The organism is uncultured Bradyrhizobium sp. (assembly GCF_936943645.1).
Taxonomy (GTDB): domain Bacteria; phylum Pseudomonadota; class Alphaproteobacteria; order Rhizobiales; family Xanthobacteraceae; genus Bradyrhizobium.
On the sequence record NZ_CAKZJO010000054.1, the window covers coordinates 60,334 to 87,069 of the forward strand.

Genomic DNA, 26,736 nt, shown 5'->3' on the forward strand with positions numbered 1-26,736 from the left:
GTCGGTTCTACACGTAACTTTCTGTCTTGCAACCAGAAATACGCATATTTTCCTTTGTTAATTGGCACAAAAAGCTGGTTGGCGGTGCTTCCTGGCTCGAACTACCGGCGCCGCCCTTCAGAGATCCGGCAAATATCGCTCGTCAAACTCCGCCAGAGCATCCATGGGATCAATCGGCTGTCCCCAGATCGCCTGACGCTCATCGGCCGGTTTATTCCAGAAGTCGCCGAGAGCGGTCTTGCTCGTGAAGTACGGCCAGAGGCGATCGTTCAGTACGATGCGGGCGAGCGTCGTGCGGGCGATGTGCTCGATGATGGCTTCCTTCTTGGTGAGGTTGACCTGTGTAGGCCGCGTCAGCGGATCGAGATAGCGGTCCTCATGCAGGTGCTCGACCGAGCTGCGCACGTCGTAAATCTCACCCATGAGGTCCTGATGGCGCGGACCGATGAATAGCTGCGTGCGGCTCCTGAAATCCTTCCGGCCCTGGCCGGGGCCCGTGGTGACGAAGCCGTCGATGCAGCGGGCGTACTGGTGGATACGCTTAAGGAGGTCCGCTTCTGTCCGCGTATGGCAGTAGAGGTGAAGCACGCGATTGAAGCGCCAGCGATTGCTGCCCTGCCGTGTGGCCAACATCCGCTCATATTGCCCGGCGGTCGCCGCCGCCGCCTCGAACTGCTCCGCCGTGACATCGGGGTATGGACGGAAGTCGTTCGGGACCGGAGGGTCGAGATCCTGCTGTTGCCTCAAGCCCACTTCGCCATCGCGGCATGATCCTGTCAGGATGACCGGCTTGTGGGCGGTTGCGAAGGTGCTGCTGAGGAGCAGGCCCCGGTAGAAGGCCCATAGCCGGTTGGCGAGCAGGATATTCTCGCCGTCCAGAATGTCGGGCGTCGCCGAGCGAAGCTTGCAGGCGATGAAGAGATCGCAGGCTTCGACTTCCTCGACGCGGATGCTTCCCAGCCATTCGCGCCATTCATCCGGCACCTTGAAGTCCGCGCCGCCGATGATCTGGAAATTGGGCTCAAGATCGAGGTGCCCGACCTTAGGGTCCGTGACCTTTATGTTCAGGCCGAGAAGCGCGTACTTCTCGCCGTCGCTGATCCAGCCGGGTGGAGGTTTGGGTGCCATGGGCGCACTAGACAGCACCCGATGAAGCTTTCGCAAGCCCCGGATCGAGCAGAGTTGCTTGCCCGGCGGTTCATTCGGGATGGGCTGTCAAACCTTGCAGCCCGCACATCGTGCGATCAATCGTGGGAGCGGGCCAGAGCGGGCCGGTGCTGTCGAGACCGCTCGCTTCCGCGCGCGCCGGCTGTGCCGGCGGCTTGTGCAGCTCGCGCCGCCTCCGGCGGTGCGAAGACGCAGTCCCGACAGCCCCGCCAATCCGCTCCGGCTTTCCGAACCACGATCCGCACGATTGGCGTGCGGACTTCAACGGAAGGACAGCCCATGAATCCCGAAAATTCCTCAACGCCGCGCCGCGACATCTATGCACGCGTCACGAACCAGATCGTGGCCGAGCTGGAGCGCGGTGTGCTGCCATGGATCAAGCCCTGGCATGCATCGCATCTTAACGGCCGCGTGCAGATGCCCCTGCGTCACAACGGCTTGCCCTACAAAGGCATCAACGTGATTGCGCTCTGGATGGCTTCGGTCGGGCGTGGCTATTCATCGCCAAGCTGGATGACGTACCGCCAGGCTCATGAGCTGGGCGGACAGGTGAGACGAGGCGAGACGGGCGAGCTTGTCGTCTATGCTGGCACTCTGAACAAGCCTTCGGAAGGCGAAGGCGGCGAGGATGACCCACGCGAGATCCACTACCTGCGTGGCTACGTCGTGTTCAATGCCGACCAGATCGATGGCCTGCCGGAGCAATACCGGCCGCAGGCAACCGCCCTGCCCGAGGCTCCGGAACGCATTGCGAAGGCCGAGAGCTTTCTTGATGCGGTGAAGGCCGAGGTCCGGCACGGTGGTGATAAGGCCTACTACGCAGGCGGAGACGATTATATCCAGATGCCGCCCTTCGAAATATTCCGCGATGCTCTCAGCTATTATGCGACGCGCGCACACGAGACGGTGCACTGGACGTCGCACAAATCCCGGCTCGACCGGACCTTCGACCGCAAGCGCTTCGGCGATGAAGGCTATGCGATGGAAGAGCTCGTTGCGGAGCTCGGTGCGGCTTTCCTCTGCTCGGCTCTGGAGCTGACGCCGGAGGTGATGCCCAATCATGCCTCGTATATCGACACCTGGCTGGAAGTGCTGCTGCACGACAAGCGCGCGATCTTCACCGCTGCGGCGCATGCCCAGCGGGCCGCGGATTACCTGCACGGCCTCCAGGGCGGAGGCTAAGGCCGCCCCACGATTCATGATCAAGGGCGCCTGCTAATACGTTGTTTTGCTTGAAAAAGCGCGGATTAACGGCGCTTTCAAGCCTTTGCTTTATATTAGCGGTCTTCAGCCTGATCGGACTTTATGCCGGACGACGACAAGCCAAGATCGAAATACGAATGCCTCGTTGAGGCCGCTTCCAACTCCGGGGTGGGCGATCTGCTGCCGAAGATCAAGGCCGGAACATACGTAGGAGAACGCGACGCGCTCCCGCGTCCCGGCGTGCCGCAGATTGACGGCACCACCTTCGAGTACGAGGCCGAGAATGGCAAGCGCGTCTGGGTCTGGGCGGCGGATGCTCACCAGAGCGACGACAAGGAAAAGCCGACCGAGCGCAAGCAGTTTCAGATCTCGGAAAGCGGGGAGAAGACCGTTATAGACGCGCTCACTGCCGGTCAGCAAAATCTTGAAACCGGCCAAGCGAGCCCGCCCGATGATGCCTTCAGGAAGCAGCCAAAGCCCGGCACGATTCCTGAGACCACGGACAAGTTTCTGAAGTGCCGTGACCCTAAAATGTCTTGATGCGCTAACGGTCAGGATATCGACGGTCCGAGTATGCGATGCGCGGGTAGCGAGGCAGCTCCTGAACCCGATGAACCGGAAACGGGACGCGCGGCCGCCGCTTCAGGAAACCATCGCCGCTTGATGTGACTTACCGTAGAGTCATCCTTACCAAAGCTGCTTGTCCCGGAAAGCCATCACGCGTGAACCGCAACACTCTTCGTCTTGTCCTGTTTCTTATTGTCACCGTCGGCGGCGGTCTTCTCATTGGCGTGCTCAATATTCCGGGGCCGTGGTACGCAGCTCTCGCCAAGCCGTCCTTCAATCCGCCGAACTGGGTATTCGGCCCGGCCTGGACGGTCCTTTATATCGTGATCGCGATTGCAGGATGGCGCGTGACGCGGAATGGCTGGAACGACCGGATGGCCGTAGTCTGGATCGCGCAGCTCGTCCTCAATTTTCTCTGGTCGCCGACCTTCTTCTCGCTGCACGCGATTCGCGCAGCGCTCATCATCATCGCGCTGATGCTTGTTTGCATCCTGGCATTCATCGGAGTGGGGCTTCGCCGCGACCGCCTCGCGGCCCTGCTATTTGTCCCTTACGCTGCATGGATCACGTTCGCGCTGACACTGAACTCGGCGATCCTCCAGCTCAATGGACCGGGTGGCTGATTGCAGCCGGCCCGCTAAGCCGTACGCCACTGATCAGGTTTCTTCTTGTCGTTGAGGTGCCGGACCCGCGCCACATGCGGCGTGTGCCCGTGCTCCCGCGACCATTTGATCGCTGCTTCCTGCGTCGGGAACGTACCAAGCGCATGGTCGGCGTGATCCTCGACCACGTAGTCCTCGATCTTACTGCCCTCAGGCTTCCCCTTGGGCCTTGGCTCGATAAACACAACCGCCATCATTCTCTCCTTCATTCCATTCCGCGATCCCGCAAACCTGCGCGCCCTCAGGATCAAGGGTCTATTCGATCTATAATGCCTTTGCGGTTTGATGGTTTCTTTTAAGGGGGCGACAGCCCTCGGCCGAAGTCCTCGGGCCGCACGGCTCTCTTCGCTTCGCTCACCGAGCCGCCTTTGGCGTCTCGGCCCTTCGGGTATCGATCCTCGCCTGTTGCGCTGGTGTGCTTCGATGAAACAAGCGGGAAACCCCGCACGGGTTCAAGCCCTTCGCTGAAGTTCGCGAGGGCATCCACACGCATCCCCATGCTTGTTTTTTTGTTTCTTTCGAATGGGGCCCCTCGTGCGGACCCACCCCCGCGAAGGCTTGAGCCCGTGCGGCGTTCCTCCGCAAGGGGCTGTCCATGGTTTTAAGCGCGGCCTTGCTCGCGCTCAAAACCATAGACGAAAGGAAAAACCATGTCCCTCATTCCTGAAGAGCTCAAGCGCATCATGCTTGAGAACGGGCGCACGAACTGGGAGCTGTCCGCCAAGGATCAAGACACCGTCGATTACAAGCCGGTGGTCAAGCTCTTCAACCCGTGCGGCGCGGCAACGTGGCTGCTCACCGAACTTGATCCCGAAGACAATGACATCGCATTCGGCCTCTGCGATCTCGGCATGGGATCGCCAGAACTAGGGCCAGTGCGGATTTCCGAGCTTGAAGAATACACAGGGCCCCTCAGCATCGGCATCGAGCGCGATCTGCATTTCGACCCGGACAAGACGCTCTCCGAATACGCCGAACTGGCACGCATCCATCAGCAAATTGTCACGTAGAAGGAGGCGCCATGTCTAATTTCTTCGATCTCATCTGCCCCAAATGCGGGGCAGATGACCGCATTGAAATTGCGATGCATGTCTGGGCCCGCGTGACCGAAGACGGCACCGATACCGATCTTGCCACCAACGGTGACCACGAGTTCTGCCCGCAAAGCCCTGCCATCTGCACCGGCTGCGGCCTTGTCGGCACGGTGCGCCTGTTCGAACGGGCGGGAGAGCAGACATGAAGCGCGCGTCCGCACAGCTCGACTTCGAAGCCTTGCTCGTCAAAACCGACGAAGCCAACAGCGTCCGCACGCTTGAGAGAAAGGCCGCCCATCTTCCCACATCAATGCATGAAGGCGTGCCGTTCTTCCGGGGCCTGCTCAAGCGGCATCATGCTGCGATGCTGGCGGCTGATCTGGCATCCATTACCGCCATCAAGGACGAAGCGGAGCTTCTCGCGCTCAAGCTCAACGGTTTTGAGTACGGCTACCTTGCCGATGTTGATTCATCCGGCTGCATGCTCGACCGGCTGACGCGCGCCCCGAAAGACACTGTCCCGCTCTGGGGACAAAGCGGCTCCTTCGAGATCACCATCGGTACCACGCGCGTGCGGATCGACATGGAGGGCCTGTACGGGATCGCGGGAAGCTGTTGCGTCTGGCCGGGTCTGTTCGCGCATGCCGTTCGCCGCGACGAGCCCTTCATCAGCGAGACCGGCTACAGGAGTTTTCTCGGGCTTGGCGGCGATCTTGTGCCTGGCCTCACGCCCGATGCGTTTGCGCGCGCGGTCGTGGAGCAGCACATCAAGCGCGCGATGAAAGGCAAGCTCGTCGCAATCAAGCCCGAGTACCGCATGTCACGCCGTGCGCGGTCAGGACCTGCGCGGGGCTCGACATGATCGTTTCCTTTTCGGTTCGCGGCGGCGTTCGGGCGTGGCTGCACTGAAAGATCGTGCCGGAGCGCTAAGGCGGGTTCAAGGCAACCCGCTGGCGCGGGTGGCTGACGCCAGCCTTGAGCCCGCCTTAAGGGCGCGCCCCGGCCAATCGACTTTCAGTCGCCACGCAATCCCTGCGCGGCGCAAACCGAAAAGGAAACTCTCATGAAGAAACCAACACTCATCGCCTATGCCGTGCGTCAGCGCGACGGGCAGCAAAAAGCGGTCTGGACGCGCATCGGCGCCGCTTGGTCGCATCATCGCGACGGCGGCTTGTCGATCGAGCTCGATGCACTGCCGACCACCGGCAGGCTCGTGCTTCTGCCGCCATCTGAAAGCGACGGAGACGCGTCATGATCTCGCTGCACGACCTCCTCCGCCAGATGGAAGCAACCTGCCGGTTCCTCAACCGGCCAACCTCAAGGCGTGGCGATAGGCCGGCGATCAAGGCGCATAGCGTCCTCGTTCCGGTCGAAGCCGACGGGTCCGCCAAGCCGTTCGAGCCGTGGGTCGTGGAGGCCTTCCGCGGCGTCAAGCACGCCAGCGAGACCGGCGAACCCTTCGTCCTCATCAATTGCCTGAAGGACGGCAAGTCCTGCTCGCTGATCGCCCTCAGCGAAGGCGAAGGCGAGCACATGACGTTCAAGCCGCTGTTCATCGCGGTCACCGACGACATGCAGTTCCAGCCCTATCCGCTGGACCAGATGGCGGCCTGATACCGCCACCCACCTCAACCCCGCGGCGGCAACGTCGCGGGTTTTTTTGTGCCCGCTCACCAAGGCGGGGCTGGCCATTCCTGCCTCGCGCAACAACCGTCCGGGGTCAAAGCTCACAAGCGCCACGATCCGGTGAACGGACACCGCAAAACGGCAAACCATCAGGGTGGCAGCAGGCGGAATAGCGGCGGGTGAAAGCGGGGGGGAGCGGCGGCGCGGGGGAAAACGGCCAATCCGGGATGGATTGGGAAAAATCCGGGTAGGCGCACTTATGGGTTTGGGAAAACCGGGGGTTTGGGCTCGATTTCGGGCCGTTTCGCGCCGCCGCCTCAACGGCCTCGCGACCGCCGGCTGGGCGCGAGGAACGTTGAAAGCTTCCGCTTGTGGCGAGTACACCAGACGTGGAGGACGTTGTAGTAGGCCGGGTCAACGCCCCTGACATCCGCCTGGGTCAGGCCCCGCCGGGCGTGGTCGCCGTACACCCGCCGGAAGAAGCGGTCCGGTCCCTCCGACTTGTCCTTGCGGTCGGCGTATAGTTCCGGCCTCGCCTGAAACCGGTAACCCTTCTCCCGAAAGGCAGTGACGTAGGCGATGCGGGCATCGAGGTCGGATCGGAGTTCGCGGAGCGCCGAGAGGGTCGCCTTCTTGGGCTCCGCAAAGTCAAAGGTCAGGGCGTCGAGCGCTTCTCCGACGACGGCCAGCTGGTCCACCTTCAAGGGTCCGGACCGGCTCCTCTGACCGAGCTTCCGGGCAACGACCGCGACCGTCGTGGCATAGAGATCGAGGTCACGATCCCGGGCAGCTTCCGTGAGGTTGGCGAGCACCGAACCGCCGACATCAAGAGCTGGCTTTGCCCTGCCCGGCGGCGTCATCACCAGCCAGACAAGTTCGTTCATGGCCAGGGCGACGTCTTCAAGGTCCTGTGTCGTCAGCGGCGGAAGATCGGCAAGCCGGTTACGGCTCGCAATGAGCGCCTCATAGACCGTCCGCACATCAGCAGCGAACGCGTCAGTTGATCGGCCCGACGTTGCTGGCTTTGCCACGCACGCACCTCGATCTCTGTAAGCGACTTCTCGCCGAAACACTTTCTCTCTTACAGCCTACGGCAATTACTCAGCTTTGCAAAAGCAACATCGTCGCCGGCATCGACATTCTTCATCAGAAAAAACTTTTGCAAGAAAGCGTTCAGTTGCTCGCGATGCCTTCGCCGAGGTGTGATTGCGGATATCACTCAAGGAGGCCAAGCATGGAAAACGTCGTTCGCGTCTCGAAGCACCTACTGCCCATCGAGCGCATCACATTGTTCGAACCCTTTGCACCATCATCGGGCGAACCACTCAATACGCAGAAAGAATTCAAGACCCGGATCGTCCTGCGCGACCGCGTAAGCGTCTTGTCCGAAGAAACACCGGAGGATCTAACGAAGGCCCATGGCTTCCGGTGGATCGAGGCTGACCGGGTCGGTGTCAATCCAAACATCGCCTTCCGGGTCGAGCTCTTCGCGCCAACGGAGAGCTTCAAACCAAGCAAGCAGTTTCTCAGTCGGATGGCCTGGAACGACGATGAGGGAAACAACCAGAGCAAGCTTATGCTGACCGCGCCAGAGCCGCTGCTTGCATTGGTAGTGCGAGGCCAGACCGCCGACGCAGACGGCGAGACGGCTCAGATCACTCCGAGACGTCGCCGCAATCAAAGGTCGCGCCGCCTGCGTCAACCACCCGCAGACCCATCCTGAGTTCTGTCGATCTGTCCCGACACCCACCATGTCAGAACGCGAGCACGAGCAACTCTCTATGATAGAACGCGCCGAGCGCGCGTTGCTCGTGCTTGCTTTTTTGATTGAACGCGACGGTGACGTGCATCTTCCGCTCTACGAAAGCCTTGAGCGGAATCTAGAAGAGCTCAAGAAAAAAGAAGACACCAAGTCCCGAGCGAGGAAGCGACTGCTGGCCTATACCCGCGAAGGCGGCTTGAAAGCGATTTGCTCCAACACCTTGAGCTTGAGCGATAGCGTGGGCCCGTCACCATATTTAGAACCACGCGGCTTGTGACCCATCAGCGCATCGATCATGCTATCCTGCACTTCCGCTGCGACGAGACGATCCTTGAAGCTGTGTCGCAATGAGTAGACCGTATTCTGCGGACTAGGACGCAAGCCATGGTTCTTGAGGTATTTGTTGACATTAGCTGAAAGGCTAGACGTGTTGTCGCGGTATCTCCGAAAGCCATCCGGATGCTTTCGCATCGCCATCAGCGCAACACCGACCAACGGTATCTCGCGTTGTGAATCCTTGGTCTTCAGCCTGCGTTCGTCTGCCTCCACGCTGACGTACGGAATTTTGGCATCGAGATGAATAGTCTTCGCGCGAAGGTTGGCGATCTCCGACAGGCGTAGGCCGGTCTCGACCATGATGTAGAAGATGTGGCGGGCGTCCTCATTGAGTTCGTCCAGCGCGCCTGTGGCGAGCAGCTTCTTTTGAATGAATTCCGGGTCGAATGGTTTACGGGATCGCTCGATCTCGTTGCGCAGTTTCAGACCCTCAAACAGGTTCCGCAGCTTGAGCCGGCGCCGCCTGTTAAGTGTTTTCAGCATGCCGCTGAGCTGACCAATATCCCTGTTCGCGGTCTTGGCCGTCACTTCGCCGGCAACGACCCGATCACGCCAATCATCAGTATAGGTCATGGCGTCTTCGTCCGTGAGCTGGGTGACGGGTTTGTCTCCGATGAGGTCGACGAAACGCTTGACCGCGCGATCGCGCGCGTTCCGCCATATGCGCAGTTGGTGTGGAGAGTAGTCTTGCACCTCGTCCTTGGTGACCGCTTCGTATTCCCTGAATATCTCCGAGAGCATCAGCACCGGACGCTGTTGAGTTCCAAGGACGGCCGCGGTTACGCCGTCGTCTTTCATGCCTCCTTTGCCGACGAGGGTTTCGACCCGCTCGACCTGGCCGGCGAGCGGCATCACGACGATCTGAGAGTTGTCGAGGAAATCGAGGCCCAAGGCGCGGGCTCGGCGCTTGGCCTCGTCATAGGCGTCGGACTTGGATTTGGACTTCCCTTCGGACAGGGTGCGCCAGTAAGCCTCCAGCTCTTCATTGAGCTTCATCGCCACGCGCGTCGCCCGTCGACCGGCACGATCCTCGGCTATTCGGACCTTTGTCGAGTGCTTGATTATGCGGCGTGGATCAAGGGCAGCGTACTCAATCGGCACGCGGCGGACGAAGTGCCAGGTGTTGTGGCGGCGGGTGAGAAAATCGGGCATTTGGGCGACCGTGTTGGACGTTTTGTTGGACGAAAAGTTGCACGCTTTCCGTACGTCGACACTGCACATCGCCTAGAATAGCAGATATTTCTGCGTTTTTCTAAGAATTCACTCTTAGAAGTGGAGCGGGTGAAGGGAATCGAACCCTCGTATTCAGCTTGGAAGGCTGCTGCTCTACCATTGAGCTACACCCGCGTCAGGGGGCTCCCTAACACGGCCGGGCGGCGGTCTCAACTGTTCAGGACACAGCTTTCCGGCGTCATCGGCGGCCTTTGCGGACGGCCTGGTTCCTCCGGAAAGCCACTGCCCCTTAACAGCGGCGGCAATGCCGCCTATATTGAGGTCTTCCGAAACCAACGAAAGGAGGTGATCCAGTGTCTTTTACCAAGCGCTGTCACCTCGCTGGGATCGCCCGCTAAGCTCTGAATAAGGGCCTGGCATCGGGGCGCTCTCAGCCCTGGACCAGCGAGCAAGAATCGGGCGCGACGGGGCCTCCCCGCCGCGCCTTTTTGTTGCTCGCGCAGCTCAACCCGGCGGCTCGCCCGCCAGCACCTCGCGAATTTTCTCCGACAGCTCCGACTTCCGGTAGGGCTTGCCGAGCAGCGCCACGCCGGGATCCAGATGCCCTTCGTGGACGATGGCGTTGTCGGTGTAGCCGGAGGTGAAGAGCACGCGCACGCCCGGCCGGCGCTGCCTGACCGCATCGGCCAATGCCCGCCCGTTCATGCCGCCGGGCATGATGATGTCCGTGAACAGCAGATCGAACCTGGCGCCCTGGTCGACCAGCGCCAGCGCGGACGCGCCGTCCCCGGCCACCAGCGTGCGATAGCCGAGGCTGCCGAGCTGGGCGATGACATAGCCCTGCACCAGCGGATCGTCCTCGACCACGAGGATCGTCTCGTGTCCGCGTGTCGTGGCGAGCGGCTGGACCGGGACTGTCCTCGTCGGCGCCTCGCCTTTCGACCGCGGCAGGAACAGGCGCATCGCCGTGCCCTGCCCCTCCTCGCTCTCGATGGCGACGGTGCCGCCGGTCTGGCGGGCAAAGCCGTAGACCATGCTGAGCCCGAGCCCGGTGCCGCGACCGACACCCTTGGTGGTGAAGAACGGCTCGAACACACGCTCGCGGATGTCGGCCGGAATGCCGTGACCGGTGTCGCTGACTGCGACCATCACGAAGGCGCCGCGCAGGACATCGCCATCGCCGGCGCGGCCCACGCCGTCGCCGGAGCTGCTCGTGCCGTCGAGCTCGCGGTTCGCCGTCTCCAGGGTGAGCCTGCCGCCGCCCGGCATCGCGTCGCGCGCATTGACCGCGAGGTTGACGATCGCGGAGGACAGTTGCGAGGGATCGGCCATCGCGGACCAGACGTCGTCGGCAAGCCGGGTCTCGATCTCGATATGCTCGCCGAGGATCGGCTTGAGCAGCTTCGCCGTCTCGACCACGAGGGCGTTGACGTCGATCTCGCGCGGCTCCAGCGGCTGGCGGCGCGCGAAGGTCAGGAGCTGCGAGGTGATCTCCGCGCCGCGCGCGGCCGCATCGTCGATCAGCTGCGCGATCGCAGCGAACTCGGGCTTGTCCACAAGCCCGTCCTGGATGATCTCGATGGTGCCGGTGATGACCGTGAGCACGTTGTTGAAGTCGTGCGCGACGCCACCGGTGAGCTGGCCGATCGCGTCCATCTTCTGGGATTGGCGCAGCCGCTCCTCGGTCTCGTGCTGCTCCGTGAGGTCGGTCGCGGAGCCGCGGTAGCCTGTGAAGCGTCCGTCGGCGTCGAAGACCGGCTTGCCGTTGACGCTGAAATGATGCGTCCGCCCGGTAGTGTCGCGCCCGCGGTATTCGAACTTGCGAAACGGCTCGTGACGGTCCAGCGTCGCCAAATGCGCGCGCCATTTCTCCGCCTCGGTCTCGCGGTCGAGCGCGGTATCGATGCGGCGCGTGCCGAGCCGCACCTTGGGATCCATGCCGAAGGCGACCACCCGGTCGGAGAGGTAGGTGAACCGGTGGTCCGGCCCGGTCTCCCAGAACCAGTCGGAGGCGGTCTCGGCATAGTCGCGGAAACGCTCTTCGCTCGCCCGTGCGTCCGCTTCGGCGCGCCGGCGGATGGTCAGGTCGCGTTCGAGATTGGCATTGGCTTCGCGCAGCTCGCCATAGGCCCGCTCGAGGTTCGCGCACATGGCGTTGAAGGCCTCGATCACCTTGTCCAGCTCGTCGGCGTCGTAGGGCGGCCGGCGCTCCAGGCGCAAAGGCGGCGGCGGCCGCGCCAGGTTGTACTTGCTGACGAACTCGGCGATGGCGACCAGATGCCGCGTCACCAGCAGATGGACCATGTAGATGATGAACAAGGAGACGAGGAACGTCTTTGCTGCCTGGCTCGCCAGAATGACCAGGGCCCGGTTGAGCAGATGCTGATAAACGTCGGTCAGCGTGGCCTCGACGTGGAGCACGCCGATCTCGCGTACGCTTCCCTGCACGCCGTAATTCAAGGGATAGTCGCGCGTCACAATCGAGCGGGTGCCCGGCTCGCCGACCGCGATGCGGATCGGATTGGGACGATCGGCAATCTCGCGCACCTCGGCGGCGCGGATGTCGGGCAGCCGCAGGATGCCGTCGAGCTGGAGCTTGAGCTGGTTCTGGTCGAGATTCCACAGGCTCTCGCCGAGACTGCCGGTCGTGCTGCGGCCGATCTCGTCGAGCCGCGTCTCGATCAGCCCGACCTCGCGATCATAATCGAGATAGAGCTGGAGCGCAGTCAGCGTCAGCGTCACGACCGAGGAGAACAGCAGCACGGCGGCGAGAAGCCGTGGCCCGACGCCGCTGCGCGTCCAGTTGAACAGCCGCGCCAGCAGAGATGCGGACATCGGAGGCGCAAGCGCGGCGCCGATGCCGGCCAGGCCCGGCTTCGCAGCCGCCGGCGCAACGACGCGGCTGCGCTTGGGGTCCTCGTCACCTGCGTTGGCCATGCACCACGTCCCCCGAAATGGCGGCTCTCTGCTCCGGCCCGATGCGCAATCACCCTGCCGGCCCGCAGGCGGCTTGAGGTCAACCGGTCATGTCTTCCGCCCGGCAGCAGGATTCCCGCGCAAACTAGCACCGCGCGTGCTAGAATGACATCGGTGAAAGTCCGGTGTGACTCGCAGGACGAGCGAGCGGGTTCGTTGCGGCCAGCGCTTGAGGCGCCAACTTCCGGTAGATCGCGCCGGAGTCCGAATCCAGGGGTAGCAATGCACGACCGAGGGAGACGCCTGATGTGGCGGCTAGTCGTCGCCTGCCTGTCGCTGCTCGCAGCCGGTCCAACCCAGGCGCAGGACACGATCCGGCTGGCGCGGATCGCCGACATCCCCGATCAATATGTCGGCGGCGAGATGCTGCGCGCCGTCTATGCCAAGCTGAACATCAGGCTGGAGTTCGAGGACGTCCCCGGCAAGCGCGCGCTCGCGCTGTCGAGCGCCGGCGAGGTCGATGGCGAGATCCAGCGGATCGGCACGCTCTCGCGGGACTACCCGACGCTGGTCCAGGTCACGCCGGCGATCAACTACATCGAGCCGGCAGTGTTCGCGACCAGGCTCCGGTTCGAGGTCGCAGGCTGGGATTCGATCAAGGACTACAGCATCGGCATCGTCCGCGGCGTCGGCTCCTCGGAAGCGGGCACGCGCGGCATGGCCCGCGTCACGGCCACCACTGGCCTCGACAACATGGTCGAGATGCTCGACGCCGACCGTTTCGACGTGATGGTCACGGACCTCTTCAGCGGGCTCGCCGCGGTGAGGAAGCTCAATCTGCAGGACAGGATCTACCCGCTCTCGCCGCCGCTGGAGCGCATTTACATCTACCATTACCTGCACGAACGCCATCGCGATCTGGTGCCGAAAGTCGGCAAGGTGATCGCTCAGATGGAGGCGAGCGGCGAGCTGGCGGCGCTGCGCGAGGCCCTGGTCAAGCAGGTCTTGAGCGGGAAGTGACGACCGCCGTGTCAGCCCGCGCGAAGCCGCTCGCGTAGCGCAACGGCCGCAATCAGCATGCCGACGCACCAGGCCACGACGGCGCGGTGAGGCTCCGCGCCGAGCAGCACCGTGACGATACTCGTCAGCAGACAAGGCACGATGGCCTTGCCCATCCGGCTCGTCAGCGCGAGCAGGAACGGCATCGCCGCAATCGATATTTGCAGGACATTCATGTCGACTCGACGTTCGGCTTGAAGGCTTCAGAAGCCGCAGACATTGGTGGCGCGGGGGCGCTTGCCGCGCCTGGTTTCCACGATGCGCTCGCCGCCGTTCTCGGCCGAGCTGCCGTAATAGCGGTGATGGCCGCTCTGGTCGTGCAGATCGGCCGTCTCCGATTGTCCGGTCCGACGCGCGTCGCAGATGATCTTGCAAACGGACTTGATGATGTGACCCGACATAGCCGCCTCCAGCAGACATCTTGTTGTTGTGGTCATCAGTCGCAACCGCTTTCGGCGGCGTTCACACGGCAAGGGCGCAATCGGGTTTCAGGACGGTTTCGTCGCGGCCGGAGCACGCAATATTTTGTGCTGGAATCTCTTCCCGGGGATTGTCGGTACCGCCCGTGCTGCTACGTCCTTTGGATCTGTGCAGAAAAACAACGAGGGAACGATGCTTTACGCGATCCTGGCCTACCACGTGGAAGACGAGATCCTGTCCTGGACGCCGGAGCAGGACGCCGCGGTCGTGGCCAAAGTCATCGAGGTTCAGGCGCCCCTGCGGGCAAGCGGACAGTTCGGGCCAGCCGCCCGCCTGGATGAGACCCGAAAGGCCCGCACCTTGCGCGGCCCCGGCGCGGGCATGGTGCTGGACGGGCCGTTTGCAGAGACCAAGGAGCAGCTTCTCGGCTTCCACTTGATGGAATGCGCCAGCGAGGACGAAGCGATCGCGGCGGCGCGGAAGCTGCGTGCGGTCAATCCGACCGCGGTCTACGAGATCCGCCCGGTCAAGCTTTACGTGCCGGCCGATGGGTTCGGCGCGACGTCCGGGTGAAGCCTCACCTCACGCCTTGCTTCCCGCGCCGTAGAAGCGCTGGATCAGGAGCCCGCCGAAGGCCATGAACCACAGGAAGGGCGCGGCGTGCGGCGCGAAGGCCGCCACGATCGTGCCCGGAATGAACACGAGCAGCGGAAACAAAGAAGCCATGATCTCATGGCTCCAGCCGCCCAATATCCTCCACCACAGCCAGGCATTGAGGCCGGCGATCGCGCTCAGATGCAGGCCATAGAGCACCGCGACCGCGCTGCTCGAGGGATAGTTGGTGTAGAGGCCGTTGGTGACCGGCAGCAGCACGATCGAAAGCAGGAAAAACAGATTGAGCATCACCGCCCCGCGGCTGCCCACCGGCTGGCGCGCCAGCCGGCGGTGATGGCTGATCCAGAATACGCCGGCAATGATGAAGCTGAGCGCAAAGCCGATCAACTTGCCCGAATAGACCCGGGCCAGATCGTTCCAGTCGGGTGCGCCGGTAAACACGGCTGCCTTCGGCAGGTCGTAGGCCAGAAGCGTCATGGCGACGCCGAAAATGGTATTGCTGAGCGATTCCAGCCGCCGCATCTCGAACTGGTCGGGCTTGAGCTCGGTCATGCCGGGTGCACTTTTTGGGCTGGAACTTGGGACCATCTTTCCCCCTAGGTCTTAGCATCGGTTCGGTCCAGCCGCATTGCGATTCGCGGCGAGATCGCCGACTCTCACCCTTTCACCGGGGCGATTCGTGGCGACATATCTGGACACGCTCAATGCGGAGCAGCGCCGCGCCGTCGAGCATGGCGTGGCCGATGGTGCGACCGTGGGCGCCCCCCTGCTCGTCATTGCCGGCGCCGGCTCCGGCAAGACCAACACGCTGGCCCATCGCGTCGCGCATCTGATCGTCGCAGGCAGCGACCCGCGCCGCATCCTCTTGATGACCTTTTCCCGCCGCGCGGCAGCCGAGATGGCCGGCCGGGTCGAGCGCATCGCCCGCAAGGTGTTGGGGGAGAACAACGCCACGATCATGCGCGACGCCCTGACCTGGGCCGGCACCTTCCACGGCATCGGCGCGCGCCTGCTGCGCGAATATGCCGAGCGGATCGGCATCGATCCCGCCTTCACCATTCACGACCGCGAGGATTCCGCCGACCTGATGAATTTGGTCCGGCACGAGCGCGGCCTGTCGAAGACCGAGAGCCGCTTTCCCGCCAAGGGCACGTGTCTCTCGATCTACTCGCGCTGCGTCAACGCCGAGATGGAGATCGAGAAGGTGTTGGGCGCGCACTATCCCTGGTGTGCCGGGTGGGCCTCCGAGCTGAAGGGGCTGTTCGCCGCTTACGTCGAGGCCAAGCAGGCCCAGCACGTGCTCGATTACGACGATCTGCTGCTGTACTGGTCGCAGATGATGAGCGATGCGCTGATCGCCGAGGAGATCGGCGGCCGCTTCGACCACGTCCTGGTCGACGAATACCAGGACACCAACCGCCTGCAATCCTCGATCCTGCTGGCGCTCAAGCCGGACGGACGCGGCCTCACCGTGGTCGGGGACGATGCGCAGTCGATCTATTCGTTCCGCGCCGCCACCGTGCGCAACATCCTGGAGTTTCCGCAGAGCTTCTCGCCCCGCGCGGAGATGATCACGCTCGACCGCAATTACCGCTCGACGCAAGCGGTGCTGGCGGCGGCCAACGGCGTCATTGGCCTCGCCCGCGAACGCTTCACCAAAAATCTCTGGACCGACCGCAGCTCGGGGCATAAGCCGCAGCTCGTCACCGTACATGACGAGGCCGACCAGGCGCGCTACATCGTCGAGGCCGTGCTGGCAAACCGCGAGCAAGGCGCGCTGCTCAAGCATCAGGCGGTGCTGTTCCGGACGTCCTCGCATTCCGGCCCGCTCGAGATCGAGCTGACCCGCCGCAACATTCCCTTCGTCAAGTTCGGCGGGCTGAAATTCCTCGACGCCGCCCACGTCAAGGACGTGCTGGCCTTGCTGCGCTTTGCGGAAAACCCGCGCGACCGCGTCGCCGGTTTCCGCATCCTGCATCTGTTGCCCGGCATCGGCCCCGCAACCGCGCAGCGCGTGCTCGACCAGATGGCGGAGAGCACCGATCCGCTGCATGCGCTCGGCCAGCTTCCCGTCCCGGCACGCACCGGCGACGACTGGACCGCTTTCGTCCGCACGGTCGAGAACCTGCGCTATTCGGAATGGCCGGTCGATCTCGAGCGCGTAAGGCTCTGGTACGAGCCGCATCTGGATCGCCTCCACGAGGATTCCGAGACGCGGCGCGCCGACCTGATGCAGCTCGAGCAGATCGCGAGCGGCTATGCCAGCCGCGAGAAATTCCTGACCGAGCTCACGCTCGATCCGCCCGATGCGACCAGCGACAAATCAGGCCCGCCTCTGCGCGACGAGGACTATCTGATCCTCTCGACCATCCATTCCGCCAAGGGGCAGGAGTGGAAATCGGTGTTCGTGCTCAACGTCGTCGACGGCTGCATGCCGTCCGATCTCGGCGCAGGTACCTCCGCCGAGCTCGAAGAAGAGCGCCGCCTGCTCTATGTCGCGATGACCCGGGCCAAGGACGATCTGCACCTCGTCGTTCCCCAGCGCTTCTTCACCCACGGCCAGGCTGCCAAGGGCGACCGTCACGTCTACGCCTCGCGCACCCGCTTCATCCCGGAGCCGCTCGTCTATCTGTTCGAGCGCACCGCCTGGCCAAAGGCTGCGGCCGGCGCGGCGCGCTCCGCGGCACAAGGGCCGAAGATCGACATCGGGGCGAAGATGCGGGGGATGTGGCGGTAGACCGACAAAGAGAACGCCAAGTATTTCGGCCGCTGTTGGCCTTGTGATCTCCCTCGCCGTACGTGTAAACAGGTAGATAATCAGAACAATCGAGGCGTGAATGCACGGGCCCACAATCCTCGTACGAACGTTATCGAAGACGAATATTAGCGATCGCTACCAAAACTCGTGGCAGTATCATTCTAGGAGTGACCGTCATTCCAAGATTGCCTGCTGGGGAGTGATTTTCGATTTATTGGCATCGACGCCGCTTCTGAAGCGACATGTTGCAGACGGGACAGTCTGCTTTGGCATCAACCACGAGATGCGCGACTTCGTCCATGACCGCAAGAAGAACCTCGATCTGGTACTCTGCACACCAGGTGGGCCGGCAACTTCAGAGACCTTGGCCAGCATCTCAGCAGAATACGGCATTGACCTAACGCCCCAAGAACAAGCGACGTTCGAGAGACTTCCGCTACTTCCTCAGGCTCCAGTCGGTGCCGTATTGATGGCTCTGGAAGCCAAGGCCTGCATGACAGCTCATCAACGAGCTCTTCCTCGACTATACGACGAGCTCAACTCTTCCCATCTCACCGTGCACGGAGCGACCGACGAAGCCATCGCAGTCGCCTTCACGATGGTGAACGTCGCAGAGACCTATCTCAGCCCCGATCTAAACAAGAAGAACAGAGCATCCGACCCGGAATGGAGTCGGCACAAACAGCCACGAGATGCTCAGCTTGCAATCGACAAAATTAGGCAGCTGCCACGCCGATCGAGAGTGGGCGACGTCGGTTATGATGCAATTTCCATCGTCGTTATCGACATGGCAAACGATGGCAGTCCGGTTCTACTCACCGAGATCCCACCTGCACCACCGAAGGGCGACATTTACAATTACGAGGGAATGATAGCCCGGCTCTCAGGAATTTACGCTACCCGATTCAAGGATCTTGGCTAGCTTGTCTCGGATGCGCGGCTCCTGGCATTCCCAGATTACGACGACTCGATATCCTTCCCTTCGGAGGAGCCGCACGCTCCGAGCATCTCTGCGCATATTATCGCGGAACTTGTTGAGCCAAAACCTGCGATTGGACTTCGGGACCGTCGCCCGATGACAGCCCGTATGATGATGCCAAAAACAACCATGAACAAATATCGCCCACCGCTTCGATTTGTTGGCAAAATCTGGACTACCAGGAAGCTTTCTGACGTTCTTGCGATAGTGCAGGCCTAGATCACGCAACGCCAACGCAACCGCCACCTCAATCTTCGTACCCTTTTGTCTGATCCGCGCCATTCGCGCGGATGTTTCGGCGTCGGGACGATTGATCTTCATTCCGCAGCGATAGAAAAGTTGGCCCTGCTCGAACTAACATCAAGCTCCATTCGGGCAAGGTGCTCGCGAAGCCGATCTTGAAAACCATCTGCAAATCGAAGCTTGGCTCTTTCGGTTCTCAACAGAAAGCCACGCGTCGCTCGCACTGAAAGGGGCTTTCCATCATATCGAAGAAATGTGGTCAGAGACGAACGCTGTTCCCACTTCGGGTAAGCATTGATTTCAACGGCATGTCGCCGCTTACCATCAAAGCGCGCGGCCTTGGGCCATCGGCCATTCGCCGGCAATTGCCCGTCCCTACCATGCTCGTAAACGCCTGGACGAGCCAAGCGCGAACCCAGCCATTTGGCGACGGGCACCGTAACTGCATTGCCCACGAGAGACCAACGAAGCGACGCCCGCGAGACCCCTTCGGCCGGACTGGTCCAGTTCTCCGGAAAGCCCTGGAGGCGCTCAGCGTCTCGGATATCCGGTGTGATCACGTCCCCTGTAGGAAGCAGGATAGCCGGGGGTGACGCGATCCCAACGGTAGAACCGTTCTTCAAGGTGGGAATTGAATCTGGCGCCCAACCAAGCCCACGAATCCCTTCGGTCCAGTAAAATCCGTGCGCATGAGCATTGAGATCGGTCAGTGCCAACGCTGGCTCTGCCTCGTCAGTAAGAACCACCGATGCGGGGTCAATCTCGGTGGTGGTCGCGACAAAAAGCACCCGCTCTCGGCGTTGGGGCAAAAACGAGAGACTATTCACTACTCGATAGGCCCAGCGATAGCCAAGCTCTTCAAATGCCTCGACGAGGGTTCGCATTCCGCTTCCCTTGTCGAGTTGTAGCATGAACGACACGTTCTCCAAGACAACCCAAGGCACTCGCCGACGATCGAGCAATCGAAAGATCTCACCGACCAGTCCGGAGCGCGCGCCACCAATACCCGCGGTTCGACCCGCTTGGCTCAGGTCTTGGCAAGGAAAACCACCCGTTAGCAGCTCGGTTTCTCGTGGAAGGGATTTGAGCTCGCGAATGTCCCGTTTGCAGGGAACATCCGGCATTCTGGCAGCAAGAACCGCGCGAGCCGGCTCCCAGATCTCACAAAGCAAGTTCGGCTGATGTCCAGCCGCAGCCAATCCTTGCTCCAGTCCTCCGATGCCAGCGAATAAGCCCGCGACCTTCACTTCCCAACCCCAAACGATTCGAAACACGCTAGACGATAAACGCCTAGCATGTTCTTATTTTGTTCTCAATCGCTATTTGTGTTAGCTCACAGGGAAAATGTAGGTTTCATCCGATCGGGTGTCGGGACCTGTCAGGATGACTGGAACAACAGGGATCCGACATAAAAGCCGTCGTCGTCGAGCAATATGCGCCCATCGATCAAATCGAACTGAAGGATATCCCGCCGCCGTCCATGGAGCCGGGCCAGTTGCGCATCCGCGTGGAAGCCGCCGGCATCGGCTTTGTCGACGGCTTGAAAATTCAAGGCCTCTATCAGACCAAGGATCCCCTTCCCTTCATTCCGGGAACGGAGTTCGCGGGCGTGGTGACGGACGCGCCCGGCGCATCCGGCGGCTATCAGCCCGGCATGCGCGTGATGGGCATGACGCGGTCGGGCGCGCTGGCCGAGGAGATCGTCGTCAGGCCCGAAGCGCTCCATCCTCCGCCCGAGGGCGTCGCGGCCGAAGTCGCGGCCTCGTTCCGCGCCAATTATCTGACGGCGCTCTATGCGCTGAGCGCACGCGCCTCGCTCGTCGCGGGCGAACAGCTGCTGGTGCTGGGAGCAGCCGGCGGCACCGGCATCGCGGCCGTCCAGATCGGCAAGCTGCTCGGCGCGCGTGTGATCGCGGCGGCATCGACCCCGGACAAGCGCGCATTCGCACAGGCGCATGGAGCGGATGCGGTGATCGACTACACGCAGGCCGGCTGGCGCGACACGCTGAAGGAGGCGACGAGCGGACACGGCGCCGACGTGATCTTCGATCCGGTCGGCGGCGAGATCTCGGTGCAGGCCTTTCGCTCCATCGCCTGGCGCGGCCGTCATCTCGTGGTCGGCTTTGCCGCAGGCTCGATCCCCGCGCTGCCGTTCAACCTGCCGCTGCTGAAAGGCGGCGCCCTGCTTGGCGTGGACCTTGCGCAGATTCCAACACGCGAGCCCGAGGTGCAGAAGCGCCTGATGTCGCAATTGACGGGCTGGCTCGCCGACGGCCAGCTCAAGCCCGTGGTTGGGCGTGTCTTCGCGCTTGAGGATTTCCGGGACGCGTTCAGAACCATGCAGACGCGCGGGGCGCTCGGCAAGATGGTCGTGCGCATCGCGAAGTAGGACGCGCAATCGGAAACCGAGCATTTCCGAAAGTCGACTTGTCGCGCGGCCGCGGTCCATTAAATCTGACCGATCCTCCCCGCAGAGACCCCATCAATGACCGCACCGCTTCAATTCGGACTGGATACCTTTGGCGACGTCACCAGGGACGGCTCCGGCGCCATGCTTCCCCACGCGCAGGTGATCCGCAACGTCGTCGACGAGGCCGTGCTGGCCGACGAGCTCGGCCTCGACTTCATCGGCCTCGGCGAGCATCACCGCGCCGACTTTGCGATCTCATCGCCCGAGACCGTGCTCGCGGCGATCGCATCGCGCACCAAGCAAATCCATCTCGGCTCGGCGGTGACGGTGCTGTCCTCGGACGATCCGATCCGCGTGTTCCAGCGTTTTGCGACGCTCGATGCGCTCTCCAACGGACGTGCCGAAGTGATCCTCGGCCGCGGCTCGTTCACCGAATCCTTTCCGCTGTTCGGCTTCGACCTGCGCAAATACGAAGAGCTGTTCGAGGAGAAGCTCGATCTGTTCGCCGCGCTCTTGTCGCAGCTGCCGGTGAGCTGGGAAGGCAAGCTGCGTCCGCCGCTGCGGGATCAGCTGGTCTATCCGCCCGTCGAGAACGGCCGGCTCAAGACCTGGATCGGCGTCGGCGGCAGCCCGCAATCGGTGGTGCGCGCCGCGCATTACGATTTACCCCTGATGCTCGCGATCATCGGCGGCGATCCCGCGCGCTTTGCGCCCTTCGTCGATCTCCATCACCGCGCCGCCAAGGAGTTCGGCCGCCCCGCGCAGCCGATCGGCGTGCACTCGCCCGGCTATGTCGCCGAGACGGATGCAGAGGCGCGCGAGGAGCTGTGGCCCGACTACAAGGCGATGCGCGACCGCATCGGCAAGGAGCGCGGCTGGCCGCCGATGGGCCGCGACGAGTTCGTCCATGAGGCCGAGCACGGCTCGCTCTATGTCGGCTCGCCGGAAACGGTGGCGCGCAAGATCGCCAAGACGGCAAAGACGCTTCGTATTTCGCGGTTTCAGTTGAAGTATTCGGCGGGGCCCTTGCCGCACGCGAAGCTGATGAAGAGCATCGAGCTCTACGGGCGCAAGGTGGTGCCGATGGTTAAGCGTTTACTCTCTGAGGAGTCCGCCGTCTCGGTTTGATCCGCGTCAAGTCGCATGGCGCTGAATCGCGCGAAAATTGAATTTTCGGCGCATTTCAGGACAGGCAGCGAATGGCATCTCTTCCCCGGAAGTCCAGGCAAACCCGAACGCGTAGCGCAAAGCCGGTCAGACGGAGCAAAGGGGCGAACGCGCGGGCTCGTGCGGTCGAGCTCACTGCCGTCGAACGCTCGCTCGCCGAGCAATCGTCCGCCGGCGCACTGCAGAGCGAGATGGCGGCACTCGACAGCGTCCTCAACGGGACGCCGGCGCTTGCCCCGGACAGCGAGCCGGTCCAGGCCATGCTCACCGGGGCCGCGCCTGACGATGCCAAGCACATGCAGGCGCTGCTGACCGGCAAGGCGGCCAAGCGCGCCAAACGGACCACCAGCGACGAGCTGGCGGAGGGCTGGCGGTTCGGAGGCTATCCCTACAAGTCGCGGATGTATCGCCGCGATTACGAGGAGCAGAAATTCGTTCTTCAGACCGAGCTCTTGAAGCTGCAGAACTGGATGAAGGAGAGCCGGCAACGCCTCGTCCTGTTGTTCGAGGGCCGCGACGCCGCGGGCAAGGGCGGCGCGATCAAGCGCTTCATGGAGCATCTCAATCCGCGCGGCGCCCGGGTCGTCGCGCTGGAAAAGCCGAGCGACGTCGAGCGCGGGCAATGGTATTTTCAGCGCTACGTCCAGCACCTGCCGACTGCAGGCGAGATCGTGCTGTTCGACCGCAGCTGGTACAATCGCGCCGGCGTCGAACGCGTCATGAACTTCTGCTCGCAGGCCGAGTACGACGAGTTCCTGCGCCAGGTCCCGGAATTCGAGCGCAACCTCGCCCGCAGCGGGCTCCATCTCATCAAGTTCTGGTTCTCGGTCAGCCGCGAAGAGCAGCGGCGGCGCTTCAAGGAGCGTGAAGGCCATCCGCTGAAGCAGTGGAAGCTGTCACCGATCGACCTCGCCTCGCTCGACAAGTGGGATGACTATACGCGCGCCAAGGAAGGCATGTTCTTCCACACCGACACCGCGGATTGTCCCTGGATCACCATCAAGTCCGACGACAAGAAGCGCGCGCGCCTCAACGCGATGCGCTACGTGCTGCACGCGATGCCCTATGCGGGCAAGGACAGCAAGCGCATCGGCATGGTCGACGACCTCCTGGTCGGGCGCGCGAACGTGATCCACGAGCGTGAGGAGCACGGGAAGTAGGAGGGGAGCAAAGGAAGCGGACGACCTGTCGTATCGGCTACCAAAATCGCTTCTTCGCAAAAGCGTTACCTGAACCAGATTTCAGGTAGCGCTCGAAAGCTCGCGCCCTCTCGATGTCTGAGAAGGCCACATACGTGACAAGGCGCCATGGTCGGTATTTGGATGTATGCGACGATTTTCCTGCGTTGTGATCCCGGAGGCGCTGTTTAAGATCCGTCGTCAGGCCTATGTAGCGCTGACCGACGACCACTTCGCTTTCCAGAAGATAGACATAATGCATGGATGCTGCCCTCCTTCGCCAAGGCTTCGGAGGGCATCCTGCTTCGCGCAGTTGGAGGCTGCAAATCCTGCGAAGCGCGTCAGCGCGAAGCAGGATGGTGGGGGAGGCAGGACTCGAACCTGCGAAGCCATGAGGCGGCTGATTTACAGTCAGCTCCCTTTGCCACTCGGGACACTCCCCCGTTCGACGGCAGCACAATCGGGCCGGACCTTGCCGGCGGACCGAAGACGGCCATGGAACGTGAAGGCCGCGACAGCCCGGATGGGGGCGCGACCGGGCGCGTTTATGGGCGAAGCGGTGGGGCAAAGTCAACCGACGCGTTCGGGGAAAATGGCCCATAATGGCCTCAGGAGACGGCCAAATTGCCATATTCCGGAACCCGTGACACAAGCGCAGCCATGAACGATCGAAAATTCCCACCCAAGGGCCGCCGCCGGGACGGTAAGCCCTTCAAGAAGGCCGAGAAATCGGCCGGCCGCCCGGCCCGGCGCGACCGCAATTCGGCGACCGACGGGCCGGTCATCCTCTATGGCTGGCACTCCGTTTCCATGGCGCTGGCCAACCCCCAGCGACGGATTCGCAAGCTGACGTTGACCGAGAACGCGGCCAAGCGACTGGCAGACGAGAACATCAAAACCCGCGTCACCCCCGAGATCGTTCGGCCTCAGGAGATCGACCGGCTGCTGTCCCCCGACGCCGTGCACCAGGGCCTGCTGGCGGAGGCCGATCCCCTGCCCTCGCCCGACATCGAGACCTTGACGCAGGAGGGCATGGTGCTGGTGCTGGACCAGATCACAGACCCCCACAATGTCGGCGCGATCCTGCGCTCGGCCGCGGCGTTCGCGGTCAAGGCGATCGTCACCACCGCACGCCACAGCCCCGAGGCCACCGGCGTGCTGGCCAAGGCCGCCTCCGGCGCGCTGGAGCTGGTGCCCATGATCACCGTGCAGAACCTCGCCCGCGCGCTCACGGCGCTCAACGACCGCGGTTTCCAGACCGTCGGCCTCGATAGCGAAGGCAGCGAGGATCTCTCGGACGTCGCGCTGCGCGAGCCGCTCGCTCTGGTGCTCGGAGCCGAAGGCAAAGGCCTCCGGCAGTTGACGCGCGAAACCTGCAGCATCGTGGCGCGGCTCGACATGCCCGGCGAGATCAAGAGCCTCAACGTGTCGAACGCTGCCGTGCTGTCGCTCTATGTCGGCGCCAGCCGGCTTGGGCTGATGAAGCGATAATCACGCAAAGCAAAACGCCCGTCCGCATGTTTGCGAACGGGCGTCTCGTCACTCAATCGATCAGGCGATCAGTAGTAGCGGCGCAGCACACGATGGCCGCCGTAATACGGCGCATGGCGGTGGGCGTAGCCATAGCGCGGACCGTAGCCGTAATGCACGCGCGGCAGATAGCCGACGCGCGGGCCGTAGCCGTAGCGATACGGACGGTAGTACGGGCGGTGATACGGCGCCACGGCTGCGCGATAGCCATAGCCGTAATTGGCGGGCGCAACGACCGCGTCCTCACGATAGGTCGGATAGGGCGCGAAGGCGCCGGGGCCGGTATAGGTCGGGCCCTGGTTGACATAGTAATACTGCGTGGTGGGCTCGGCGAGACGCTCATAGGCGCCATAGCCGTAGCCGTAACCGCCGCAACCGGTGTTGCAGCCGGAATAGACCGGCGCGACCGGCTGGCACGGATTGAAGCCGCACGCCGCGGCGGGTGCCGTGGCGACGAACATCACGGCTGCCGCCGCGACCAGTCCCGAAATCATCTGACGCATTACTCTCTCCTGTTGATTTCCGTTTGTTGGATTTTGACGTTTCTTAACCCGGCGGCTTGCCGGGGACTTGGACATGCGGCCGCGGTCGCGGCGGCCGCGGACGATCGTTGATCTCGGGCGCGTAGATCACCGGCGGCGGATCGACGGGCGGATCCATTTGCGCCGGCAGCGGCGCCGATTGCGCGCCCCAGCTCTGATGGTAGCTCTCGGCGGGCTTGGGCAATTTGCGGTTCGCGGGCGGCTCGACCTCGAGCCGGCCGTAGCCGGGCCGCAGGCCCAGCGTCGGATAATAATGGCCGACGTCGGCAGGCTGCCGCTCGGCGATATAGCGCCCGCCATAGATCGTGGGCTGCACCTGCTGGTTCTTGCCGAGGCCCCAGACGCCCTCGACCGCGGCGTAGGACGCATCGATATTGTTGATGATGATCGGCACGCCGGGACGGCCGGGCACGACGATATCGAAGCCGCTGCCGGCAAATGCCGTCGCGGGCAGTGCGATCAGAAAGGCAGCGAGCGCCACAGCACGCATGAGGGGACCCCGGTTATGCGGCCGCAACCTAACCGATCCCTGAGAGAAGAGGGTTAAGGCCCGCTCACCAAATTCCGGTAAGCCTAATGTGTAGGGATTGCGCGCCGCTCAAATGCTGCACGGCAAGCTAGCGAAGCGTTAACGGCGCGTGGCGCCGACCGCGCGGAACCCGCGCTCCGCTCACAGCGGTTTGAGCGCCGCCTCGCGAAAATCCATGGGCTTTTTCGGAACGTCCGGCGCCGCAAGCGTTTAGCCCCCGTCAACAAATTGGGAGCCAACAACCATGAACATCAAACTTTTTGGAGCCACGGCAATTGCGGCGACGATGCTGGCAGGCTCTGCCATGGCGCAGGCCGTCGTCAACGAACCCGGCCGCTGCGCGGCGCAATTCCCCAACGCGAATTGCCAGAATCTCGGTCCCGGCAATCCCTACACCGATCGCGGCTACCGTCATCATCGCGCGTCCTACCGCCAGACCAATTCCTATCGTCAGGCCAATGGCGGCTGGAACAATGACTGGAACAGGAGCCGCACCGGCTTCTGGCCAACCGACGTTGCGGCCGGCGTCGCCGGCGCCGCGATCGGCACCGCCGGTGCGATCGCCTCAGCACCGTTCCGCGCCTGGGACAATTCCTACGCCTACGACAATTCGTGGGACAACCGCGGCTGGGACAATCGTGGCTGGGACACCCGCACCTATGCCCAGCGCAACGGCTTCGTCTGTACGCCCGGCACCTGGTTCAAGGGGCAAGACGGCCGCCGGCACATCTGCCAGTAAGGCGATCGAGAGCTAGCGCATCGGATCAGGCGGCCTTCGGGCCGCCTGATCCATGCCCGCAACCATCATCGCGGGTTCTGGCACTTTCCCACCAAGTCTGATATTGCGACGCGCGGGCGGA

31 protein-coding genes and 2 tRNA genes are annotated in these 26,736 nt (G+C 62.8%); 18 read left to right on the top strand and 15 right to left on the bottom strand.

What is annotated here, in order from left to right; translation table 11 throughout:
- Positions 1-117: 117 nt before the first annotated feature.
- Positions 118-1,128 carry a hypothetical protein gene (locus tag Q0743_RS13595; RefSeq protein WP_298242048.1) on the bottom strand — a complete coding sequence of 337 codons (1,011 nt, stop codon included), beginning with the start codon at positions 1,126-1,128 and terminating at the stop codon, positions 118-120.
- A gap of 318 nt (positions 1,129-1,446) precedes the next feature.
- Between Q0743_RS13595 and Q0743_RS13600 the strand changes: the two genes are divergently transcribed.
- From Q0743_RS13600 to Q0743_RS13610, 3 genes are all read left to right on the top strand, one after another.
- Positions 1,447-2,349, top strand: a complete 903-nt coding sequence (locus Q0743_RS13600; protein WP_298242049.1) for a zincin-like metallopeptidase domain-containing protein — start codon at positions 1,447-1,449, stop codon at positions 2,347-2,349.
- Positions 2,350-2,472: 123 nt separating this feature from the next.
- Positions 2,473-2,910, top strand: coding sequence for a hypothetical protein (locus Q0743_RS13605; protein ID WP_298242050.1), 438 nt, complete (start codon positions 2,473-2,475; stop codon positions 2,908-2,910).
- Between the two features lie 182 nt (positions 2,911-3,092).
- The gene (locus Q0743_RS13610; RefSeq protein WP_298242051.1) at positions 3,093-3,560 is read left to right on the top strand and encodes a TspO/MBR family protein; all 468 of its coding nucleotides are present in this window, start codon (positions 3,093-3,095) and stop codon (positions 3,558-3,560) included.
- Between the two features lie 14 nt (positions 3,561-3,574).
- Here Q0743_RS13610 and Q0743_RS13615 read toward each other — a convergent pair whose 3' ends face one another.
- Positions 3,575-3,793 carry a hypothetical protein gene (locus tag Q0743_RS13615; RefSeq protein ID WP_298242052.1) on the bottom strand — a complete coding sequence of 73 codons (219 nt, stop codon included), beginning with the start codon at positions 3,791-3,793 and terminating at the stop codon, positions 3,575-3,577.
- Between the two features lie 456 nt (positions 3,794-4,249).
- Between Q0743_RS13615 and Q0743_RS13620 the strand changes: the two genes are divergently transcribed.
- From Q0743_RS13620 to Q0743_RS13640, 5 genes are all read left to right on the top strand, one after another.
- Positions 4,250-4,609, top strand: coding sequence for a DUF2958 domain-containing protein (locus tag Q0743_RS13620; RefSeq protein ID WP_298242053.1), 360 nt, complete (start codon positions 4,250-4,252; stop codon positions 4,607-4,609).
- A gap of 11 nt (positions 4,610-4,620) precedes the next feature.
- Positions 4,621-4,839 carry a hypothetical protein gene (locus tag Q0743_RS13625; RefSeq protein ID WP_298242054.1) on the top strand — a complete coding sequence of 73 codons (219 nt, stop codon included), beginning with the start codon at positions 4,621-4,623 and terminating at the stop codon, positions 4,837-4,839.
- Positions 4,836-5,495 carry a hypothetical protein gene (locus Q0743_RS13630; RefSeq protein WP_298242055.1) on the top strand — a complete coding sequence of 220 codons (660 nt, stop codon included), beginning with the start codon at positions 4,836-4,838 and terminating at the stop codon, positions 5,493-5,495. Before Q0743_RS13625 ends, Q0743_RS13630 begins: the two co-directional genes overlap by 4 nt.
- Before the next feature lie 201 nt (positions 5,496-5,696).
- Positions 5,697-5,888: a hypothetical protein gene (locus Q0743_RS13635; protein WP_298242056.1), complete on the top strand. Its 192-nt coding sequence runs from the start codon at positions 5,697-5,699 to the stop codon at positions 5,886-5,888.
- Positions 5,885-6,247, top strand: coding sequence for a hypothetical protein (locus Q0743_RS13640; RefSeq protein ID WP_298242057.1), 363 nt, complete (start codon positions 5,885-5,887; stop codon positions 6,245-6,247). The genes Q0743_RS13635 and Q0743_RS13640 overlap by 4 nt, the downstream gene beginning before the upstream one ends.
- Positions 6,248-6,576: 329 nt before the next feature.
- Here Q0743_RS13640 and Q0743_RS13645 read toward each other — a convergent pair whose 3' ends face one another.
- The gene (locus Q0743_RS13645) at positions 6,577-7,290 is read right to left on the bottom strand and encodes a hypothetical protein (protein WP_298242058.1); all 714 of its coding nucleotides are present in this window, start codon (positions 7,288-7,290) and stop codon (positions 6,577-6,579) included.
- Positions 7,291-7,493: 203 nt separating this feature from the next.
- On the opposite strand from Q0743_RS13645, the gene Q0743_RS13650 reads away from it, so the two are divergent.
- Positions 7,494-7,982: a hypothetical protein gene (locus tag Q0743_RS13650; protein ID WP_298242059.1), complete on the top strand. Its 489-nt coding sequence runs from the start codon at positions 7,494-7,496 to the stop codon at positions 7,980-7,982.
- Positions 7,983-8,198: 216 nt separating this feature from the next.
- On the opposite strand, the gene Q0743_RS13655 is transcribed toward Q0743_RS13650, so the two are convergent.
- From Q0743_RS13655 to Q0743_RS13665, 3 genes are all read right to left on the bottom strand, one after another.
- A complete protein-coding gene (locus tag Q0743_RS13655; protein WP_298242060.1) occupies positions 8,199-9,509 on the bottom strand; it encodes a tyrosine-type recombinase/integrase in 1,311 nt (436 codons plus the stop codon).
- Between the two features lie 121 nt (positions 9,510-9,630).
- Positions 9,631-9,704: transfer RNA gene (locus Q0743_RS13660), tRNA-Gly, on the bottom strand.
- A gap of 330 nt (positions 9,705-10,034) precedes the next feature.
- On the bottom strand, positions 10,035-12,467 hold the full coding sequence (locus Q0743_RS13665; protein ID WP_298242061.1) for an ATP-binding protein: 2,433 nt from the start codon (positions 12,465-12,467) through the stop codon (positions 10,035-10,037).
- A 285-nt stretch (positions 12,468-12,752) separates the two neighbouring features.
- Between Q0743_RS13665 and Q0743_RS13670 the strand changes: the two genes are divergently transcribed.
- Entirely contained in the window at positions 12,753-13,466 is a 714-nt protein-coding gene (locus Q0743_RS13670; protein WP_298242062.1) for an ABC transporter substrate-binding protein, read from the top strand.
- Positions 13,467-13,477: 11 nt separating this feature from the next.
- Here the strand turns inward: Q0743_RS13670 and Q0743_RS13675 are convergent, their stop codons facing one another.
- Positions 13,478-13,681 carry a hypothetical protein gene (locus Q0743_RS13675; protein ID WP_298242063.1) on the bottom strand — a complete coding sequence of 68 codons (204 nt, stop codon included), beginning with the start codon at positions 13,679-13,681 and terminating at the stop codon, positions 13,478-13,480.
- Between the two features lie 27 nt (positions 13,682-13,708).
- Complete coding sequence (locus tag Q0743_RS13680) at positions 13,709-13,906, bottom strand: hypothetical protein (RefSeq protein ID WP_298242064.1); 198 nt, start codon at positions 13,904-13,906, stop codon at positions 13,709-13,711.
- Positions 13,907-14,117: 211 nt separating this feature from the next.
- Between Q0743_RS13680 and Q0743_RS13685 the strand changes: the two genes are divergently transcribed.
- On the top strand, positions 14,118-14,498 hold the full coding sequence (locus Q0743_RS13685; protein ID WP_298242065.1) for a YciI family protein: 381 nt from the start codon (positions 14,118-14,120) through the stop codon (positions 14,496-14,498).
- Positions 14,499-14,507: 9 nt separating this feature from the next.
- On the opposite strand, the gene Q0743_RS13690 is transcribed toward Q0743_RS13685, so the two are convergent.
- Positions 14,508-15,092, bottom strand: coding sequence for a TMEM175 family protein (locus tag Q0743_RS13690; protein ID WP_298242066.1), 585 nt, complete (start codon positions 15,090-15,092; stop codon positions 14,508-14,510).
- A 127-nt stretch (positions 15,093-15,219) separates the two neighbouring features.
- Between Q0743_RS13690 and Q0743_RS13695 the strand changes: the two genes are divergently transcribed.
- Both Q0743_RS13695 and Q0743_RS13700 read left to right on the top strand, forming a co-directional pair.
- Entirely contained in the window at positions 15,220-17,277 is a 2,058-nt protein-coding gene (locus Q0743_RS13695; RefSeq protein WP_298242067.1) for an ATP-dependent helicase, read from the top strand.
- Between the two features lie 100 nt (positions 17,278-17,377).
- The gene (locus Q0743_RS13700; RefSeq protein ID WP_298242068.1) at positions 17,378-18,220 is read left to right on the top strand and encodes a hypothetical protein; all 843 of its coding nucleotides are present in this window, start codon (positions 17,378-17,380) and stop codon (positions 18,218-18,220) included.
- Here Q0743_RS13700 and Q0743_RS13705 read toward each other — a convergent pair.
- Together Q0743_RS13705 and Q0743_RS13710 are read right to left on the bottom strand one after the other, a co-directional pair.
- Positions 18,182-18,598, bottom strand: a complete 417-nt coding sequence (locus Q0743_RS13705) for a very short patch repair endonuclease (RefSeq protein ID WP_298242069.1) — start codon at positions 18,596-18,598, stop codon at positions 18,182-18,184. The genes Q0743_RS13700 and Q0743_RS13705 overlap by 39 nt on opposite strands.
- Complete coding sequence (locus Q0743_RS13710; protein ID WP_367184896.1) at positions 18,595-19,794, bottom strand: DNA cytosine methyltransferase; 1,200 nt, start codon at positions 19,792-19,794, stop codon at positions 18,595-18,597. The genes Q0743_RS13705 and Q0743_RS13710 overlap by 4 nt, the downstream gene beginning before the upstream one ends.
- Positions 19,795-19,928: 134 nt before the next feature.
- Here Q0743_RS13710 and Q0743_RS13715 point away from each other — a divergent pair, with 134 nt between their 5' ends.
- The 3 genes from Q0743_RS13715 (at position 19,929) to ppk2 (ending at position 23,257) form a co-directional block, all read left to right on the top strand.
- Positions 19,929-20,909: an NADPH:quinone oxidoreductase family protein gene (locus tag Q0743_RS13715; protein ID WP_298242179.1), complete on the top strand. Its 981-nt coding sequence runs from the start codon at positions 19,929-19,931 to the stop codon at positions 20,907-20,909.
- A gap of 96 nt (positions 20,910-21,005) precedes the next feature.
- Positions 21,006-22,058 (top strand): LLM class flavin-dependent oxidoreductase, encoded by a 1,053-nt coding sequence (locus Q0743_RS13720; protein WP_298242071.1) that lies wholly within the window; start codon positions 21,006-21,008, stop codon positions 22,056-22,058.
- A gap of 71 nt (positions 22,059-22,129) precedes the next feature.
- Positions 22,130-23,257, top strand: coding sequence for a polyphosphate kinase 2 (gene ppk2 / locus Q0743_RS13725; RefSeq protein WP_298242072.1), 1,128 nt, complete (start codon positions 22,130-22,132; stop codon positions 23,255-23,257).
- A gap of 37 nt (positions 23,258-23,294) precedes the next feature.
- On the opposite strand, the gene Q0743_RS13730 is transcribed toward ppk2, so the two are convergent.
- Both Q0743_RS13730 and Q0743_RS13735 read right to left on the bottom strand, forming a co-directional pair.
- The gene (locus tag Q0743_RS13730; protein ID WP_298242073.1) at positions 23,295-23,537 is read right to left on the bottom strand and encodes a GIY-YIG nuclease family protein; all 243 of its coding nucleotides are present in this window, start codon (positions 23,535-23,537) and stop codon (positions 23,295-23,297) included.
- Positions 23,538-23,632: 95 nt separating this feature from the next.
- Positions 23,633-23,718: transfer RNA gene (locus Q0743_RS13735), tRNA-Tyr, on the bottom strand.
- A 217-nt stretch (positions 23,719-23,935) separates the two neighbouring features.
- Between Q0743_RS13735 and rlmB the strand changes: the two genes are divergently transcribed.
- On the top strand, positions 23,936-24,766 hold the full coding sequence (rlmB, locus tag Q0743_RS13740) for a 23S rRNA (guanosine(2251)-2'-O)-methyltransferase RlmB (protein WP_298242074.1): 831 nt from the start codon (positions 23,936-23,938) through the stop codon (positions 24,764-24,766).
- Positions 24,767-24,834: 68 nt separating this feature from the next.
- Here the strand turns inward: rlmB and Q0743_RS13745 are convergent, their stop codons facing one another.
- Positions 24,835-25,308, bottom strand: a complete 474-nt coding sequence (locus Q0743_RS13745) for a hypothetical protein (RefSeq protein ID WP_298242075.1) — start codon at positions 25,306-25,308, stop codon at positions 24,835-24,837.
- A 43-nt stretch (positions 25,309-25,351) separates the two neighbouring features.
- Positions 25,352-25,837 (bottom strand): hypothetical protein, encoded by a 486-nt coding sequence (locus Q0743_RS13750; RefSeq protein ID WP_298242076.1) that lies wholly within the window; start codon positions 25,835-25,837, stop codon positions 25,352-25,354.
- A 283-nt stretch (positions 25,838-26,120) separates the two neighbouring features.
- Here Q0743_RS13750 and Q0743_RS13755 point away from each other — a divergent pair, with 283 nt between their 5' ends.
- Entirely contained in the window at positions 26,121-26,615 is a 495-nt protein-coding gene (locus Q0743_RS13755; RefSeq protein ID WP_298242077.1) for a hypothetical protein, read from the top strand.
- Positions 26,616-26,736: the final 121 nt, after the last annotated feature.